Below are 14,660 nucleotides of genomic sequence, written 5' to 3' on the forward strand. Positions count from 1 at the left end.
CTTACGGATGATTGGAAACATGCACCACGACACCTTGTTCGCCGCCTTGCAAACTGCCGACATGCTGGAAATCGACGGGTTGCACGCCTGGGAGTTCACGCTTGAACCGACCCAACTGGCGGCACTGGAAGCCGGCCAACCGGGTGATGGCGGAGCACCTTTCCTACGCGTGGAATGCATGGATGGTCGCACCCGCCGCGAATGGCGCTTCAGCCTCGCAGCCGTCCAGGCCGCAAGCTTCGACGCGGCCAACGTTTGCTGGACCCTTGACGACCCCCAGGGCAGCCATACCCTGCGTTGCCTGGATGCGTTCATCGGCAGCGACGACGATGGGGCAGAAGAGTAAACGCCAGAACGGGCTGCTCGCGGTGGGCGGACTCAATCGCACCCACAGCCCAACCGGACACCTGACGGGCGACAATGTCACTCAGGTCAGGACATTGCGGATAAAACGTACCAGGCTATCGGTCTGGTTGGCGTAGGTATATGGCTGGTCGCTGGCGAACACCAGGAAATCACCCGCGGGTATCTGGTTCTCGAGGTCGCCGCGACGAACGCTCAGGATGCCCTCGATGACGTAGACCATTTCCTGCCACCCTTGCGCATCGGGCTCGGCGACATGCGCCTCGCCCGGCTCAAGGGACCAGCTCCAGAGCTCCACCTCGTGTCGCGCGGTGGCGCTGGCCAGCAACGTAGCGCGGCTGCCTGGCTTCTGTCCGACCCAGGCCACCGCATTGATCCGTGAGCGATCCGGCCGGTCCGGCCGCTGGACCAGGTCAGGGAAAAACACACCCAAGGCCGCAGCGATGCGATCCAGGGTCGCCAGGCTGACGTTCACGTCACCGCCTTCGATGCCCACCAGCATCCTTCGGCTGACGCCTGCGGCGCTGGCAAGCGCCTCCTGGCTCAGGCCAGCGGCGCGACGCAGGCGGCGCACGTTCTCGGAAACGTGTTCGAGCACATTGGGGCGATCATCAGATTTGGGCAACATATTGCTCACACCCTGTTTTTTGCGCACTATGTTGCACATAATCAGGTGGAATGCGCCACCCCTTTCACTGCCTCGCCGGATCCGTCCAATGACCTCGCTGTCGCGTCGCCTTGCATCAAGTCTGCTTCCCGTTTCCGTCCTGATGGTCGCCATGGCGTCCGTCCAGAGTGGCGCGTCCCTGGCCAAGAGCCTGTTCCCGATAATCGGTGCCCAAGGCACCACTACCCTGCGCCTGGTCTTTGCCGCGCTGATCCTGCTGGTGGTGCTGCAGCCCTGGCGCGCCCGCCTCAATGCCGGCTCGCTGCGCACGATCATCATCTACGGTATGGCGCTGGGTGGCATGAACCTGATGTTCTACATGTCGCTGCGCACCATTCCGCTGGGCATTGCCGTGGCCCTAGAATTCACCGGTCCGCTCGCGGTGGCACTGTTCGCCTCCCGTCGGCCGATCGACTTCGTCTGGATCGCCCTGGCGGTGCTCGGCTTGTGGCTTCTCCTGCCGCTCGGCCAGACCAGCGACCACCTCGATCACACTGGCATTGCCTATGCGCTGGGGGCCGGGGTCTGCTGGGCGCTCTACATCCTCTTCGGCCAGCGCGCAGGCGCCGACCACGGGATGCAAGGCGCCGCTCTGGGCGTCATGGTCGCTGCCCTATTCATCGCACCCATTGGCATTGTGCATGCCGGCAGTGCGCTGCTTGCTCCAGAACTGCTGCCAGTGGCCCTGGGCGTTGCACTCCTTTCAACGGCCATTCCATACAGCCTGGAAATGATCGCCCTGACCCGCTTGCCAGCGCAGACTTTCGGTACCCTGATGAGCATCGAGCCCGCCTTCGGTGCCCTGTCCGGATTGCTGTTCCTTGGCGAAACGCTGGCGGCCAGCCAGTGGTTCGCCATCTGCTGCATCATCCTCGCCTCGATCGGCTGTACCGCGACGGCCACCCCGCGCCAGCAAGTTCAGCCTCTGGTACCGGCGGACTGAAGGTCCGTCAGGCGTTTCCTGCGAATCACCGCTTGCAGAACAGGGGTGATTCTCAGCAGGCTATAGCGATCCGGCCAATGCTTAACAGGTAACCCACATGAACAGACTCCCCTATGTCGCGACCGGCTGCCGCCCAGTCAACTGGCAACTCGACCAGATCGTCACCGAACTGCGTGAGGCTCGTGCCCAGTGGCGTAGCAAGAACGGCCGGTTGCAGGATCGCGGCGGCCGCGAACTGCCTTCGCGCACCACCGTTGGGCAGATCATCGAGGCCTTGGGGGGCGCCCTCTTCCCCATGCGACTCGGCCCGGCTGACCTGCGTGAGGAAAGCGAAGATTTCTACGTCGGCCACACACTGGACATGGCGCTAAACGCCCTTGCCGGTGAAGTGCGCCGTGAGTTGAGCTACGCAGCGCGGCAGAACGGGGCTAGCGGTGAAGACATCGCCAGCCAGGCCATCGAGATCGTCAAGGGCTTCGCTGCCACCCTTCCCAAGCTGCGGGTCCTGCTGGATACCGACGTGCTGGCCGCCTTCCAGGGCGACCCCGCCGCACGTAGCGTGGACGAAGTACTGATCTGCTACCCCGGCGTGCACGCGGTCATCCACCACCGCCTGGCGCATTACTTCTACAAGGCCGGTCTGCCGCTGCTGGCGCGGATGATCGCCGAGATCGCCCACTCCGCTACCGGCATCGACATCCACCCCGGTGCCCAGATCGGCAAGAGCTTCTTCATCGACCATGGCACCGGCGTTGTCATCGGTGAGACAGCCATCATTGGCGAGCGCGTACGCATTTATCAGGCCGTCACCCTCGGCGCCAAGCGCTTCCCGGCGGATGAGGAAGGCAATCTGCAGAAAGGCCAGCCGCGTCACCCGATCGTTGAGGATGACGTGGTGATCTACGCTGGCGCCACCATCCTGGGTCGCATCACCATCGGCAAGGGCTCCACTATCGGCGGCAACGTCTGGCTGACCCGCAGCGTGCCACCGGGCAGCAACATCACCCAAGCCAACCTGCAGAATGAGCAAGGGGTTTGAGGGCCGCGCTATAACAAAAAAAAAGGGAGGCCACTGGCCTCCCTTCTTCATTCACGTCACCGCTGCTCAGAGCGCAGCGATCGCTGCCGCGTAATCGGGCTCGTCAGCGATTTCTGCCACCAACTCGCTGTACAGCACTTTGTCGTTCTCATCCAGCACCACCACGGCACGGGCCGCAATGCCTGCCAGCGGGCCGTTGGCGATGGCCACGCCGTAATCCTTGAGGAAGTTCTGGCCGCGCATGGTCGACAGGTTCACCACATTTTCCAGGCCTTCAGCACCACAGAAACGCTTCTGCGCGAACGGCAGGTCAGCGGAAATGCACAGCACGAGGGTATTGGGCAGCTTGCTGGCTTCGGCGTTGAACTTGCGCACTGAGGTGGCGCAAGTCGGGGTGTCGACGCTCGGGAAGATGTTCAGCACCTTGCGTTTGCCGCTCAGGCTGGCCAGGGTCACGTCAGACAGGTCGCCGCCGACCAGGCTGAACGCCGGGGCTTGCTGGCCCTTCTGCGGCAGTTGGCCTTCGACGTTGATCGGATTGCCCTTCAGGGTTACTTGAGCCATTGCATGAGTCCTTGTTTCAGGTGGGGTTGTACGAAAACGCAAAGTTAAGCATGGGCCACGGAAAATGTCCTGACTTTTGAGTCAGGGGTTTCGGTATTCTTGTAAAGCATGATCAGTTTCAGTCCGAGGCCCGTCAGCGAAGCCCGGCATGCGGCTGGAATCAAAAATCCCGCTTGTAGAACAAGTCCAACGAGCTGGCCAGGCCACTGGCCGCCTCCAGGTAAAGGCGCTTGGTGAGCTCGTAACGCACCGCGACCACGCTGGTGGGCTCCAGCACGCCAAGGCCATAGCGAAAGCTCAGGCGGTCGGTAATCTGCCCGATGGCACCGTCGTCATCAACCATCAGATCCTTGAGGCCAAGTCGCTCGGCAAGTTCGCTGGTCAGCGGCGCGCTGCCCGACAGGCCCAGGGCCAGAGCCGCCTGGCCAACGGCATTTCCATCGCCACCAGCATTCAGCGGTCGTCCGAGAATCAGGTAGGACAGTGCCTGCTCCTGGCTCATGGCCGGGTTGGAGAAAACCTCCGTGCTGGGCTCGTCAGCACGACCGTTGAGGCGCAGCCCTGCCGTTACGTCGCCCACCGTGCGCACCGCTTCCACATCCAGGTAAGGCTGGTCGAGTGGTCCGGCAAACAGCAGACGCGCGCGGCGCAGTTCGAGGCGCTGACCGTAGGCACGATAGCGACCGTTCTTCAGTACCAGCTCGCCACGCCCCACCAGATTGTCGCCTACCTCCAGATGCCCCTGGAGGTCTGCGGTGAGGCCGAAGCCGGAAAAGCGCAAGCGCTCCTGGCCGACTTCGACGTCCACATCCATCGCCAGTTTCAATCCGCTCGGTTCGGGCTGGTCTTCCCCGACGATGCGGGCATCCGGTGAAACCTTCACCGCCTGAGGCGACAGCTCACGGATGCTGATCTTGCCCTTGGGCACCAACACTTTGCCGCTCACGGCCAAGCGCTCGCCCGCCAGGCCAACGCGCAGGTCCGGCTCCACTTCCAGATTGGCGTAGGGCTCGACGACCAGCGGCAAGCGCGAGCCGCGCAGAGTGAGATCAACATCCAGCCCTTGGGCCCACGCCAAGCTGCCGGAAAGACTGCCCTGCCCTTGCTCGCCGCTGCGCCATTGACCAGTGAGCTCAAGGCTTTCGCCAGCGATACCTGCGTCCAGTTCCAGATTGTCGAAACTCAGCGGCAGGTCACCGCCGCCAATCCGGCCATTGCGCAAATTGAGATTGCCCAGCACATAGGGTGACAGCAAGGTACCGCCGAGGCTACCTGCACCCTGCAGGCGCCCTTCCAGCTGTTCCACCTTGGGTACGAACGGACGTATTACCGCCAGATCCAGCCCTTCAAGACGGAACTGGCCAGACAACGACTTGTTCGCCGGGCGCGGATCGACGCGGGTATCCAATTGCAGTTGGCCGAGCCCATCGCCCAGGAAGCTCAGCTGGCTGTCGATCCGCTGCGGCCGTAGTGTGCTATCGAGCAACAGGCGCTGGTACGGAAAATCCACCCAGCGATCTTCCTCCTTCAGGCGCAGCACACCGCTACCAGCATCCAGGCGGATATGCCCGTTGGGGCCGCTGGCCGGCAGGTCGAGTTTCACATCTGCGTCGAGCTCACCCTGCCAGGAAAAATCCTCCGGCAGCCAACGTGCCAGGCTGGCCAGCGGGAATTCCCGGAGGCGGTAATCCAGTTTGGGCTCCGGCATCAGTCGTTGCTCGCCACCGCACAAACTCGCAGCACCGAAGCGCCAACAGTGGGCAGCGAAGTTGAGGCGGCCATCGGCCTGGCGCTGGATCCTGGCAGGAGCCTCAAGACGCCAATCCTGGCCCCCGGCCTGGACCTCGCCACGCGCCAATCGGCCCGACCAGACTTGCCCATCCAGCTTGCCGTCGAGCGCCAGCAGCAGATCCAGCAAAGGCCCCTTGAGCTGGAGCTCCAGTCGCTGGCGCTGGCGATCACCGGAGCCCTTGGCCGTCAGCGCGCCAAACTCATTGGCGCCGGACGCCAGGCCATCCGCCTGGAGCATCAGGTCGCCCCGCTGGGCACGGTCCAGTTTCGCGTCCACCTTCAGCGTATCCAGGCGGTTGCCTGCCTGACCCAGGCGTGCACCAGTGAGCGTCAGCTGTCCTTCCGGGGCCTGCAGCGTGCCGGCCAAGTCGAGCCGGCCCTGCAAACGACCAAAAAGCTTGGGCCAGAGTTGGCCGAGTCGGTTGAGCGCAAGATCGATCCGGCCAGTCAGCTTCTGGTCCAGCTGGGCCTGGCCTTCAACCTTGTTATCGCCTAGACGCACCTGCAGCCCGCTGAGTGCCCAACGCTCGCCGGCCCCGTTGGCCTTGGCCTGAAACAATGCAGGTTGGCCACGTAGCTGGCCGTTCAGGTCAAGGTCGGCGTTGAGCTCCAGGCGGCCGTCGCGCCAAACGCCTTTGGACTGGAGCTTGCCAGCCAAGCGACCGGGCAACGCCCCAATCCAGTAAGCCGGGTCCAGATCGCTGAGCGCCAGCTGGCTGTCCCAGCCGATGCCCTGGGCAAATTCGATCCGTGTCTTACCTTGCGCCCGGCCCTTGCCGGCCTGAAGCAGCAGGTCATCCAGGGAGACGCTGGCCAGGTCGCCGGCCACCGGACTGCTCAGGCTGAAGTCACCCGCGGGTCCCGTGAGCTGGCCATCGAACCGGCCTTGATAGCGGCGCTCGGCATAGTGCATCTCGGCATCCAGCTGATGGAGCTCCACCGGTGGTGGCTGTTCCTGCGGGAACAGTCGTTGCCACGGGAAGTCTCGCCATTGCAATCGGCTATCGATGGCCAGGGCTTGTTGCCAGTCGACTCGCCCGATCAACTCCAGGCGCTGCTCCGGCGCGGTCGCCAGACGCAATTGGCGGATATCGGCCCCTTTGGCATTCACGCGCGCGCCGAGGTCCAACGCCACGTCGCCTCCCTCCCCCGGCAGATTGGCTTTGCCCAGAACCTCGTACCCCTGATTCAGATCGCCATGGGCCGTCAGCTCCAAATGGTTCAGGGTGAGTGTGGCGGGCAGCTCGGCGCCGGCTTTGAATCCGTCTGCCATCAGGCGCGCGCTGGCCGGGAGCCCGTCAACCAGTGGCTGCAGTTCACCCTCCAGCTTTCCTGCCAGATAGCCGCTGCTGTCGGCGCGCAGCATCAGACGTTCCTGCAGTTTGCCTTCGATATCCAGCGCAAGGCGCCAAGGCTGATCATCCGGAGCGGGCAGCTCAAGCGTGCCCTGCAACTTCAGCGGCCAGCCAACCTCCGGTTGCAGGGAGCCTTGCAGCTCGAGCGCCACGTCATCGCGATGCAGGCTGAGACGCTCGACCAGCAAGCCTTCGGCCCGCCAACGGGCAACCAGCTGGAGATCCTGGAATTGATCGCTGCCATCCATGACGAAGCGGCCAATCCGCACCTGATCCACCTGGATGGCCAACGGCAGGCGCAACGCCGGGAGACTGACCGGGCCCGTGTCGTCGGACTGAGTTGCCGGCAGCCTCAAGTCGATGCGCTCGCTCGCCAGCTCCCTCACACACAGCGTGCCGCGCAGCAGGCAGGCGGGCGACCAGTCCAAGGCTGGCGACTGCAGCGACAGCACGGTATCGCCCTGCGCCCAGACGGCTCGCTCGGCGCTCCAGCGCCCTGCCAGCCGCCCCTCGAAGCCCTGCACGTCGAGGCCGGGTACCTGGCCAAGCAACCAACGCCCTCCTGCAGCGCTGAAAAGGAGAACTGCCAGCAGACCCAGAAGCCCAACCAACAAGGCAGCGAGGCCCAGCAGCCCGCGCTTCAGCCCCCGCGTCATAGTTCAGGCCCCATGGAGAAGTGGATGCGATAGCCGCCGGGATCATCCAGGGCCTTGGCCAGGTCGAGGCGGATCGGACCGACCGGCGACACCCAGCGCACGCCAACGCCGGCTCCGGTTTTCATGGCGGCGTTGAGCGAGTCCATCGCATTGCCACGATCGACGAAGGCCGCAAGACGCCAGCGCTCGGCAATCGGGTACTGATATTCGGCACTGCCGACCAGCAAGTAGCGTCCGCCGACCTTGTTGCCCTCGTGATCCTCAGGCGACAGTGTCTGGTAGTCATAGCCACGCACACTCTGGTCACCACCGGCGAAGAAGCGCAGCGACGGCGGGATGGCGTCGAAGTCGGTCGTCGCGATGCCGCCGGCCTGCGCCCGGCCGAGCAAGCGGTGGCCACCGGGCAAGGTGTAAAGGCCCTTGGCCATGGCGCTGGCATAGGTGAAATCGGCGTCAGAGAGGATGCCCTCTTTCGCCCCGCGCACATCAAATTGCAACGAGTAGCCCCGACTGGGGTCGAGCTTGGCATCACTGCGCGTGACCCCAAAACTGATCCCCGGCATCAAGAAGCTGCTGCGTCCATCGTCGCTGCCGTCACCAAAGTCGAAGTTTTCCTGTTCCCAGCGCAACGAGACGATCCGCTGCCAATCATTTGGCAACTTCGACTGCCATTGAGTGCCCAGCGTAAAGCGACGACTCCTCACATCAACCAGGTCCTCCCGCTGCAAGCCGGTGGTGAAGCGCAAACTGTCGGTCAACGGCGGGTCCAGCGGAATCTGGTACCAGGCGCCGACGCTTTGCCGCACGCCGGAAGCTTCTGTCTCCGCGCCCAGGCTGTGGCCTTGGGGGTTGACCCAGTGGCGTGTCCAATTGGCACGCGCACGGGGTCCGACGTCGGTCGAAACGCCAACGCCCAAACCAACCGTGCGCGGCATGACCGCCTTGAGGCGCACGCTCACGGGAATCAGGCGGCCGCCGCCCTGCGTCGGGCTGGCATCCACGCGCACTTCTTCGAAATAGCCGCTGGCCTGGAGATTCTGGCTGAGCTTGGCGACCTGGTCCGAGTCGTAGGGGGTATTCGCCGGAAAGGGAACCAACCGCGCGAGCAGGTCCGGATCGAAGGGCGTATCACCCTGGAAGCTGACGGCACCGAGGCTGTAGCGCGGACCGCTGTCGTAGATCAGTTCGATATCGGCATAGCCGGCACGCGGGTCGATATCAAGACGCTGGGAACGGAAACGACCCGCGAAAAAACCAAAGCGCAGGGCCTGGTTCTGAATGAGCTTCTTGGCATCCTCGTAGGCGTCATGTTCGAGCCGCGCGTCCGGCTTCAGGCGTTTGCTTTTGGGCACACGGAACGCCTTCAGCGTTGAAGCCTCGCCCTCCACACGCACGACGACATTACGCAACCGCACGGGCTCACCAGGCACCACGGTCAAGCGCAGCGTAGGCGCCTTGCCCTCGGCCACCCGGCTGTCGATCTCGGCCTGGTAATAACCCAGCGCCTGGGCGGCCATACGCGCCTGCTCCTCGGCAGCACGGCGGAACCGTCGCAAGGCATTCTCGTCACGATCACCAAGGTCGCCGATAAAGGCCTCGATATTGGCCTTCAGCGCCGCATTGGCAGGGTCGACTTTCACTTCGAGTGTGGCTTTCGCCAACACCAGCGTGCTCGTGCACAGCAGGCTGAGCAATACCAGCCCGCGCAATCCATGGCAGAAATTCATTCGCGAAATGCTATCACGGGACGCCGAAGCGTCCCTAGTTGTAGCAATCAGCCATTGGCCTCCATCAGAGGACGCGGGTTGGGATGGAAGAACACGTGCTCGACCACCGAGCCCAGGGCCACCTCCCCCACCTCCTCATATCCCTGGCGTTTGTAGAACTCCAGGTAACGCGGGTTGCCGGTGTCCAGCACTACCCCCTGCGAGCCAGAATCTTCGGCGCACCAGTTGTGTAACGCCTCCAGCAGTTTTTCCCCCAGGTGGCGCCCCTGGAACTCCGGATGGATGCCAATCAGCGGCAGCACGTGGTAAGGCCCCGGAGGCAGGCAGGCAAGCACTGCTTCGTGATAGTCGAGGTAGCGGCGGGTGCAGCGAAAGCCCGTACTCAACAACATTCGCAAGCGCCAACCCCAGCTCTCGGTGATATCCAAGCGACGTTGTGGCGGTGCAATCAGCGCGATGCCTACCAGGCGCTCCTCGATCAACAGGCCAATGGCCGGCAGCTCTTCGCTGAAGTGCTGTTGAACAAGCTCCCGGACGGTCGCCCGCACGCGCTGGTCATACCCGGGGCGCTCAGCCTCGAGCAGGTAGGCGAAGGTCGGCTCATGGCGGTAAGCGTGATACAGCAGGGAGCGCGCTTCGCGGCTGTAGCCGCCATCCAACATGCGCAGTTCGACTGGTGCGGTAGGAATGTATCCAGGCATTAGTGGCACCTCTTTAGTCGTTCTTTATTTATCGGGCCAAGGGCCAAATTAGCACCGCCCTGGAAGACTGGCCAGAAACTGGCCGCACTGACGCCTATCGGCTAGCATCCGCCTTTTCACAGGATGCGCTGAGATGAAAATCGTTTCTTTCAATATCAATGGCCTGCGTGCGCGGCCGCACCAGTTGGAGGCGTTGATTGCCAAGCACCAGCCGGACGTGATCGGCCTGCAGGAAACCAAGGTCGCCGACGAACAGTTTCCGGAAGCGGAGATCCGCCAGCTCGGTTATCACGTGCATTACCACGGACAGAAAGGCCATTACGGCGTTGCCCTGCTTTCCCGCCAGGAGCCCCTGGAACTGCACAAAGGCTTCCCGGATGACCCGGAAGATGCGCAGCGACGCTTCATCTATGGCACCTTCGCCGACGCTCAGGGCAATCCAATCACGGTCATGAACGGTTACTTCCCGCAGGGCGAAAACCGTGAGCATCCGGTGAAGTTCCCGGCCAAGCAGCGGTTCTATGCCGACCTGCAGACACTTCTGGAAAACGGCTTCCAGCCCGGCCAACCACTGGTGGTGATGGGGGATATCAATATCTCGCCCGAGGATAGCGACATCGGCATCGGTGAAGAGAACCGCAAGCGCTGGCTGAAAACCGGCAAGTGTTCCTTTCTTCCGGAGGAGCGCGAATGGCTTGCGCGCCTCAAAGGCTGGGGTCTGATCGACAGTTACCGCCACCTCAACCCCGACGTGAATGATCGCTTCAGCTGGTTCGATTACCGCAGCCGAGGTTTCGAGGATAATCCCAAACGCGGCCTGCGAATCGATGTAATCCTGGCCAGCAGCCCGCTGCAGTCGCGGATCAAGGATGCCGGTATCGATTACGATCTGCGCGGCATGGAAAAACCATCCGATCACGCGCCAATCTGGTTGGAGCTGGCCTGACCGCAGGCCAGATTGCTGAGTTTGCCACCAGCAAACTCAGCAGCGACTCAGTCCGGACTGAAGCCCCGGATATCATCGCTCAACATTTGAGTTGAAGCGCAACGCACCCCCTCTGCGAAATGGCCAAGGCCCCTGGCGACCCGGTCACTCTTCCTCGAACAGCGCCTTGATTCGTCCAGACTTCTCAGCGGCCACCAGGGCTGCATAGTCTTTCGCATTCTGGTCCGCGTAAGCCATGGCAAACTCTCCAAGGGCCTTGTCGAAAGCATCCGACTTGCCCAGATAACCGCTGATCAGCGCTGAATCACCGGATTTGGCATGGGCGCGAGCCAAGGTGCGGCCGCACAACTCGGCATAAAGCATCGTTTGTTCAGCCGATGCACCTTCAACAGGGACGGACATCTTCATGTCCCGTAACTGACGGACAAAGAAACATCGGCCTTCCCGGCCGTGGGTCCACCCCAGAAAGATGTCGCTGGAAGACTGCATCAGCCGCTGCCCTGTGACGACACGTTGGCCGTGGTTTTCATAGATGCTCTTGCCGGCATATGGCTCCAGCACCGAGGGACAAGCCTCTTTGATCTGCAGGAGCAGCGGGTGATTCTCTGCCGAGAAGAACAGACCAACGAAACAACGAGTACCAACACTGCCTATCCCGACGGCCTTGACGGCAATGTCTTCGAGACGGTAACGATCAATCAGCGTGCGGCGTTCGTCTGGCAAGGAGAGTCGATAGGCCTCCAGCGCCTCGTGTACGACTTGATCGAAGCCCTTTTCAGCGAGATGAAAAAATACTGGCGGCTGATTGATCAAGCGTCGTCTCCCACCAACCTCGCCACTGATTGTGGGGTACAGGTAATCGCCGACGCGCTGCCTGGCTTTGGCCATCATTTGCTCCCGAAACTTCCTGATCTTGGCACTGGGGGCCATATCGAGAATGGTTTCGGAATCCAGCCGGTCGTACCAGACTTCCAGCGGGCTCATCTTCGAACACGCGCGCAGGCGCTCGCGGTAGGCGCGAACACATTCAGTTGCCGCAGCCTGGGCAACTTTCTCGGCGAGCTCGTTGTCCCGTGCAGCTACAGCAAAACTGACGGCAAGGCGTTTTATGTCCCACTCCCAGGGAGCCGGAAGCGTTTCGTCAAAATCGTTGATGTCGAAGATCAGGTTGCGCTCAGGAGTCGCGAACAGTCCGAAGTTCAACAGATGACAATCGCCGCAGGCCTGCACGACTATTCCTGTGTTCGGCGTAGTGGCCAGGTCATAAGCCATCAGGCCCGCCGAGCCGCGCAAGAAAGTGAATGGGCTGCGCAACATGCGTCCGTAACGAACCGGTACCAATTCGGGCAATCGATACCGGTTGGACTCCTCCAGGACGGCCACCGGATCACGGTGCTTGCGCGGAAGCTTCCACAGCGCATGGCTCGAGCGTGGCACGATCTCGCGCAAGCGTTCGCCCTTACTGATGCGTTCTTCGCGCGAGTAAAAGACCGGCTCGAACCGCTCCGATTCGGCTTGTTTCTTTGAATGCTTTGCAGACTTTTTCGTAGTGGAAGACATGCCCTCTCCTTCACCTGAGTCAATCGGATTCTCGACCCGCCGACACTATCGAGTTGCAACTTGATCAGGCATCAAAGCAAGAGTAGCAGCCGTTATCTGCAGCACTGGGGCCCCAGCATGGGCGATGGTAGAGACCGTCTGAGGAGCAGAGATAAAAAGCCCATCCGAAGATGGGCCCTTTCTTTCTGCGCTGGTCTCGTTGCCTCAGGCCTCTTTCACCAACTGCGTCGCACCTACCCGCATGATGGTCTCGATCGCCAGCTCCAGGGTCGGCTCCGAGTCATAGAGATGACTGACGCTAATCGTTTCCTTGTTGGCCGCGCGCAGATGGAAGTACGACTTGCCGCCCGAATCCATTCGGCGCTGATAGCGCTCCTGGTGAACGCAGTTATCCCTGAACAGGGCAATCGCCTCTTCCGCAGCCGTGCGGTCCGGATACAGCCCGCTATCCAGCAGGGTCTGCGCGTCGGCCGCCTTGAGCCGAACCCGCCACGTGCCGCCGCTGTTCTTTCTCAGTTCGAACCAACCACTCATCACAACACTCCTTACACCTTTCAGGAAATGCGCATCAGCGCCAGCTGAAAGCCGTGAAAAATGCGGGCTTTCAGCAGCGGGCTACCCTAGCCGCTCCAGAAATTTCCACATGCAGGACAAGGCTTATACGGCTGTAGGAAACGCCTAAACGCCCCCAAAAGAACACTTCAAGGGTAATTCCCGCTTCAGGCAACGGCCTGTCACATCTCCGTCACCGCTCTGACTTAATCTCGCGGCTCTTTCCATTCCCTCCTAGAAGGTGCTCTCCAATGCCCCGCTCCCTGACCGTCAGCGAAAAGGATTTGTGGAGTCGTACGCTCAGTCTCCTGCTGCTCGGTTTCTTCTGCTGCGCCTTTCCCTGGTCGGTATTTGCCGCCCTTCCGTTGCACAACGAATCAACGCCGGTATTGCGCATTCAGGGCTCCAACACCATCGGTGCCAAGTTGGCGCCAGCTTTGGTCAGGGGACTGATGGAACAGCAGGGGCTGCCGGCAATCCAGCAACTTCCGGGAGACCGCGAAAATGAAGTCATCGTCGTGGGCAAGAGCGCCGATGGCCGCCAAGCGCGGATTGCACTGGCTGCTCACGGCTCGTCCACGGGCTTTATCGCGCTGAAGGACGGCAGCGCCGACCTGGCCGCCTCATCGCGGCCGATCAAGGACGCCGAAGTCACCGAACTGGCCGGTTTTGGCGACCTGCGCAGTCACTCGGCCGAACAGGTGATCGCCATTGATGGCTTGGCGATCATCCTGCATCCGGAAAATCCGCTGCGCTCGCTGAGCACCGATCAGCTGGCGGCTATCTTTGCCGGTGAAGTGAAGACTTGGGAGGAGCTGGGTGGTCACGGCGGATCCATTCGCCTCTACGCCCGGGATGACCAGTCCGGCACCTACGACACCTTCAAGGAGCTGGTGCTCGCGCGCTATGGCAAGAGCCTGGCCAGCGCCGCCTCGCGGTTCGAGTCCAATGACAAGCTCGCTGCCGCCGTCAGCGATGATCCGCAAGGCATCGGCTTCGTCGGCCTGGCGTCCATCGGCCGGGCTCGGACGGTAGCCATTGCCGACGGCGAGTCCCAGGCCATGTTCCCAAGCACCAGCTTGATCGCCACCGAAGACTATCCGCTGTCGCGTCGGCTCTTCTTCTACATCAAACCCGGCCAGAGCAACCCCTGGGCCGAGGCCCTGGTGCAGTTCGCGCAAAGCCCCCGCGGCCAGGCAATCGTGGCGCAGACCGGGTTCGTCGACCAACAGGTTCAGGCGATAAAGGTCGAGGCACGCGACAGCATGCCCGCCGCTTATCGCGACCTTGCCGACGGCGCCCAGAGGCTTTCGGTGAACTTCCGCTTCCAGGAAGGCAGCGCAGCGCTCGACACCAAGGCCATGCGCGATGTGGAGCGGGTGCTGGGCTATCTGCAACAGGCAGGCAAGATGGATCGCCGAGTCGTGCTGGTGGGGTTCGGTGATCCCAAGGCCGATCCGCATCGGGCCGACCTGCTGTCGAAGCTGCGCGCGATGGCATTGCGCCGTGAGTTGGCCAAGGGTGGCGTCAGGTTCCGCGAGGTCATCGGCCTTGGCGACGAGCTGCCCGTAGCCGCCAACAGCGCAGACGAAGGGCGGATCAAGAACCGCCGCGTGGAAGTCTGGGTGTACTGAATCCACGTCGCTTGGCCACTCACCCTCTCTCCCAGTGGGAGCGAGGGTGGAGCCACTTTCAGAACAAAGGTCGAAACGGCTGGTCAGGCGGCTCGTCCTTCTTCTTGCAAGGCTCCAGGACCCTGCAGACAGCAGGGATCTGATGGCGGCGGCAGGATAATT

The 14,660-nt window shown here is 62.3% G+C and carries 12 protein-coding genes; 5 read left to right on the forward strand and 7 right to left on the reverse strand.

Annotation, left to right across the window (positions count from 1 at the left end):
• The first annotated feature begins 19 nt into the window (after window positions 1-19).
• Window positions 20-346 (forward strand): DUF5629 family protein, encoded by a 327-nt coding sequence (locus OXH74_RS21895; protein WP_375738838.1) that lies wholly within the window; start codon window positions 20-22, stop codon window positions 344-346.
• A gap of 81 nt (window positions 347-427) precedes the next feature.
• Here OXH74_RS21895 and OXH74_RS21900 read toward each other — a convergent pair whose 3' ends face one another.
• On the reverse strand, window positions 428-1,030 hold the full coding sequence (locus OXH74_RS21900) for a helix-turn-helix domain-containing protein (RefSeq protein ID WP_375738839.1): 603 nt from the start codon (window positions 1,028-1,030) through the stop codon (window positions 428-430).
• Window positions 1,031-1,079: 49 nt separating this feature from the next.
• Here OXH74_RS21900 and rhtA point away from each other — a divergent pair, with 49 nt between their 5' ends.
• Window positions 1,080-1,973: a threonine/homoserine exporter RhtA gene (gene rhtA / locus OXH74_RS21905; protein WP_375738840.1), complete on the forward strand. Its 894-nt coding sequence runs from the start codon at window positions 1,080-1,082 to the stop codon at window positions 1,971-1,973.
• 97 nt (window positions 1,974-2,070) lie between these two features.
• Window positions 2,071-3,012 carry a serine O-acetyltransferase EpsC gene (epsC, locus tag OXH74_RS21910; RefSeq protein ID WP_375738841.1) on the forward strand — a complete coding sequence of 314 codons (942 nt, stop codon included), beginning with the start codon at window positions 2,071-2,073 and terminating at the stop codon, window positions 3,010-3,012.
• 66 nt (window positions 3,013-3,078) lie between these two features.
• Here the strand turns inward: epsC and tpx are convergent, their stop codons facing one another.
• From tpx to OXH74_RS21930, 4 genes are all read right to left on the reverse strand, one after another.
• The gene (gene tpx / locus OXH74_RS21915) at window positions 3,079-3,576 is read right to left on the reverse strand and encodes a thiol peroxidase (protein ID WP_375738842.1); all 498 of its coding nucleotides are present in this window, start codon (window positions 3,574-3,576) and stop codon (window positions 3,079-3,081) included.
• A gap of 160 nt (window positions 3,577-3,736) precedes the next feature.
• Window positions 3,737-7,378 carry a translocation/assembly module TamB domain-containing protein gene (locus OXH74_RS21920; RefSeq protein WP_375738843.1) on the reverse strand — a complete coding sequence of 1,214 codons (3,642 nt, stop codon included), beginning with the start codon at window positions 7,376-7,378 and terminating at the stop codon, window positions 3,737-3,739.
• A complete protein-coding gene (locus OXH74_RS21925; protein WP_375738844.1) occupies window positions 7,375-9,105 on the reverse strand; it encodes an autotransporter assembly complex family protein in 1,731 nt (576 codons plus the stop codon). The genes OXH74_RS21920 and OXH74_RS21925 overlap by 4 nt, the downstream gene beginning before the upstream one ends.
• A gap of 47 nt (window positions 9,106-9,152) precedes the next feature.
• Entirely contained in the window at window positions 9,153-9,806 is a 654-nt protein-coding gene (locus tag OXH74_RS21930; protein ID WP_375738845.1) for a GNAT family N-acetyltransferase, read from the reverse strand.
• A gap of 133 nt (window positions 9,807-9,939) precedes the next feature.
• On the opposite strand from OXH74_RS21930, the gene xthA reads away from it, so the two are divergent.
• On the forward strand, window positions 9,940-10,752 hold the full coding sequence (xthA, locus tag OXH74_RS21935; protein WP_375738846.1) for an exodeoxyribonuclease III: 813 nt from the start codon (window positions 9,940-9,942) through the stop codon (window positions 10,750-10,752).
• A gap of 144 nt (window positions 10,753-10,896) precedes the next feature.
• Here the strand turns inward: xthA and OXH74_RS21940 are convergent, their stop codons facing one another.
• Both OXH74_RS21940 and OXH74_RS21945 read right to left on the reverse strand, forming a co-directional pair.
• Window positions 10,897-12,312: a DUF2252 domain-containing protein gene (locus OXH74_RS21940; protein ID WP_375738847.1), complete on the reverse strand. Its 1,416-nt coding sequence runs from the start codon at window positions 12,310-12,312 to the stop codon at window positions 10,897-10,899.
• 204 nt (window positions 12,313-12,516) lie between these two features.
• Complete coding sequence (locus OXH74_RS21945; RefSeq protein ID WP_375738848.1) at window positions 12,517-12,846, reverse strand: YegP family protein; 330 nt, start codon at window positions 12,844-12,846, stop codon at window positions 12,517-12,519.
• 269 nt (window positions 12,847-13,115) lie between these two features.
• Here OXH74_RS21945 and OXH74_RS21950 point away from each other — a divergent pair, with 269 nt between their 5' ends.
• Window positions 13,116-14,498: a substrate-binding domain-containing protein gene (locus OXH74_RS21950; RefSeq protein WP_375738849.1), complete on the forward strand. Its 1,383-nt coding sequence runs from the start codon at window positions 13,116-13,118 to the stop codon at window positions 14,496-14,498.
• The last annotated feature ends 162 nt before the right edge of the window (window positions 14,499-14,660 follow it).

The organism is Metapseudomonas boanensis (assembly GCF_042232855.1).
GTDB lineage: Bacteria > Pseudomonadota > Gammaproteobacteria > Pseudomonadales > Pseudomonadaceae > Metapseudomonas > Metapseudomonas boanensis.

Excerpts from the sequence above, each read along its gene's own strand:
- OXH74_RS21895 (WP_375738838.1), top strand. The coding sequence starts at position 20 with ATGCACCACGACACCTTGTTCGCCGCCTTGCAAACTGCCGACATGCTG.
- OXH74_RS21900 (WP_375738839.1), bottom strand. The coding sequence starts at position 1,030 with ATGTGCAACATAGTGCGCAAAAAACAGGGTGTGAGCAATATGTTGCCC.
- rhtA (WP_375738840.1), top strand. The coding sequence starts at position 1,080 with ATGACCTCGCTGTCGCGTCGCCTTGCATCAAGTCTGCTTCCCGTTTCC.
- epsC (WP_375738841.1), top strand. The coding sequence starts at position 2,071 with ATGAACAGACTCCCCTATGTCGCGACCGGCTGCCGCCCAGTCAACTGG.
- tpx (WP_375738842.1), bottom strand. The coding sequence starts at position 3,576 with ATGGCTCAAGTAACCCTGAAGGGCAATCCGATCAACGTCGAAGGCCAA.
- OXH74_RS21920 (WP_375738843.1), bottom strand. The coding sequence starts at position 7,378 with ATGACGCGGGGGCTGAAGCGCGGGCTGCTGGGCCTCGCTGCCTTGTTG.
- OXH74_RS21925 (WP_375738844.1), bottom strand. The coding sequence starts at position 9,105 with ATGAATTTCTGCCATGGATTGCGCGGGCTGGTATTGCTCAGCCTGCTG.
- OXH74_RS21930 (WP_375738845.1), bottom strand. The coding sequence starts at position 9,806 with ATGCCTGGATACATTCCTACCGCACCAGTCGAACTGCGCATGTTGGAT.
- xthA (WP_375738846.1), top strand. The coding sequence starts at position 9,940 with ATGAAAATCGTTTCTTTCAATATCAATGGCCTGCGTGCGCGGCCGCAC.
- OXH74_RS21940 (WP_375738847.1), bottom strand. The coding sequence starts at position 12,312 with ATGTCTTCCACTACGAAAAAGTCTGCAAAGCATTCAAAGAAACAAGCC.
- OXH74_RS21945 (WP_375738848.1), bottom strand. The coding sequence starts at position 12,846 with ATGAGTGGTTGGTTCGAACTGAGAAAGAACAGCGGCGGCACGTGGCGG.
- OXH74_RS21950 (WP_375738849.1), top strand. The coding sequence starts at position 13,116 with ATGCCCCGCTCCCTGACCGTCAGCGAAAAGGATTTGTGGAGTCGTACG.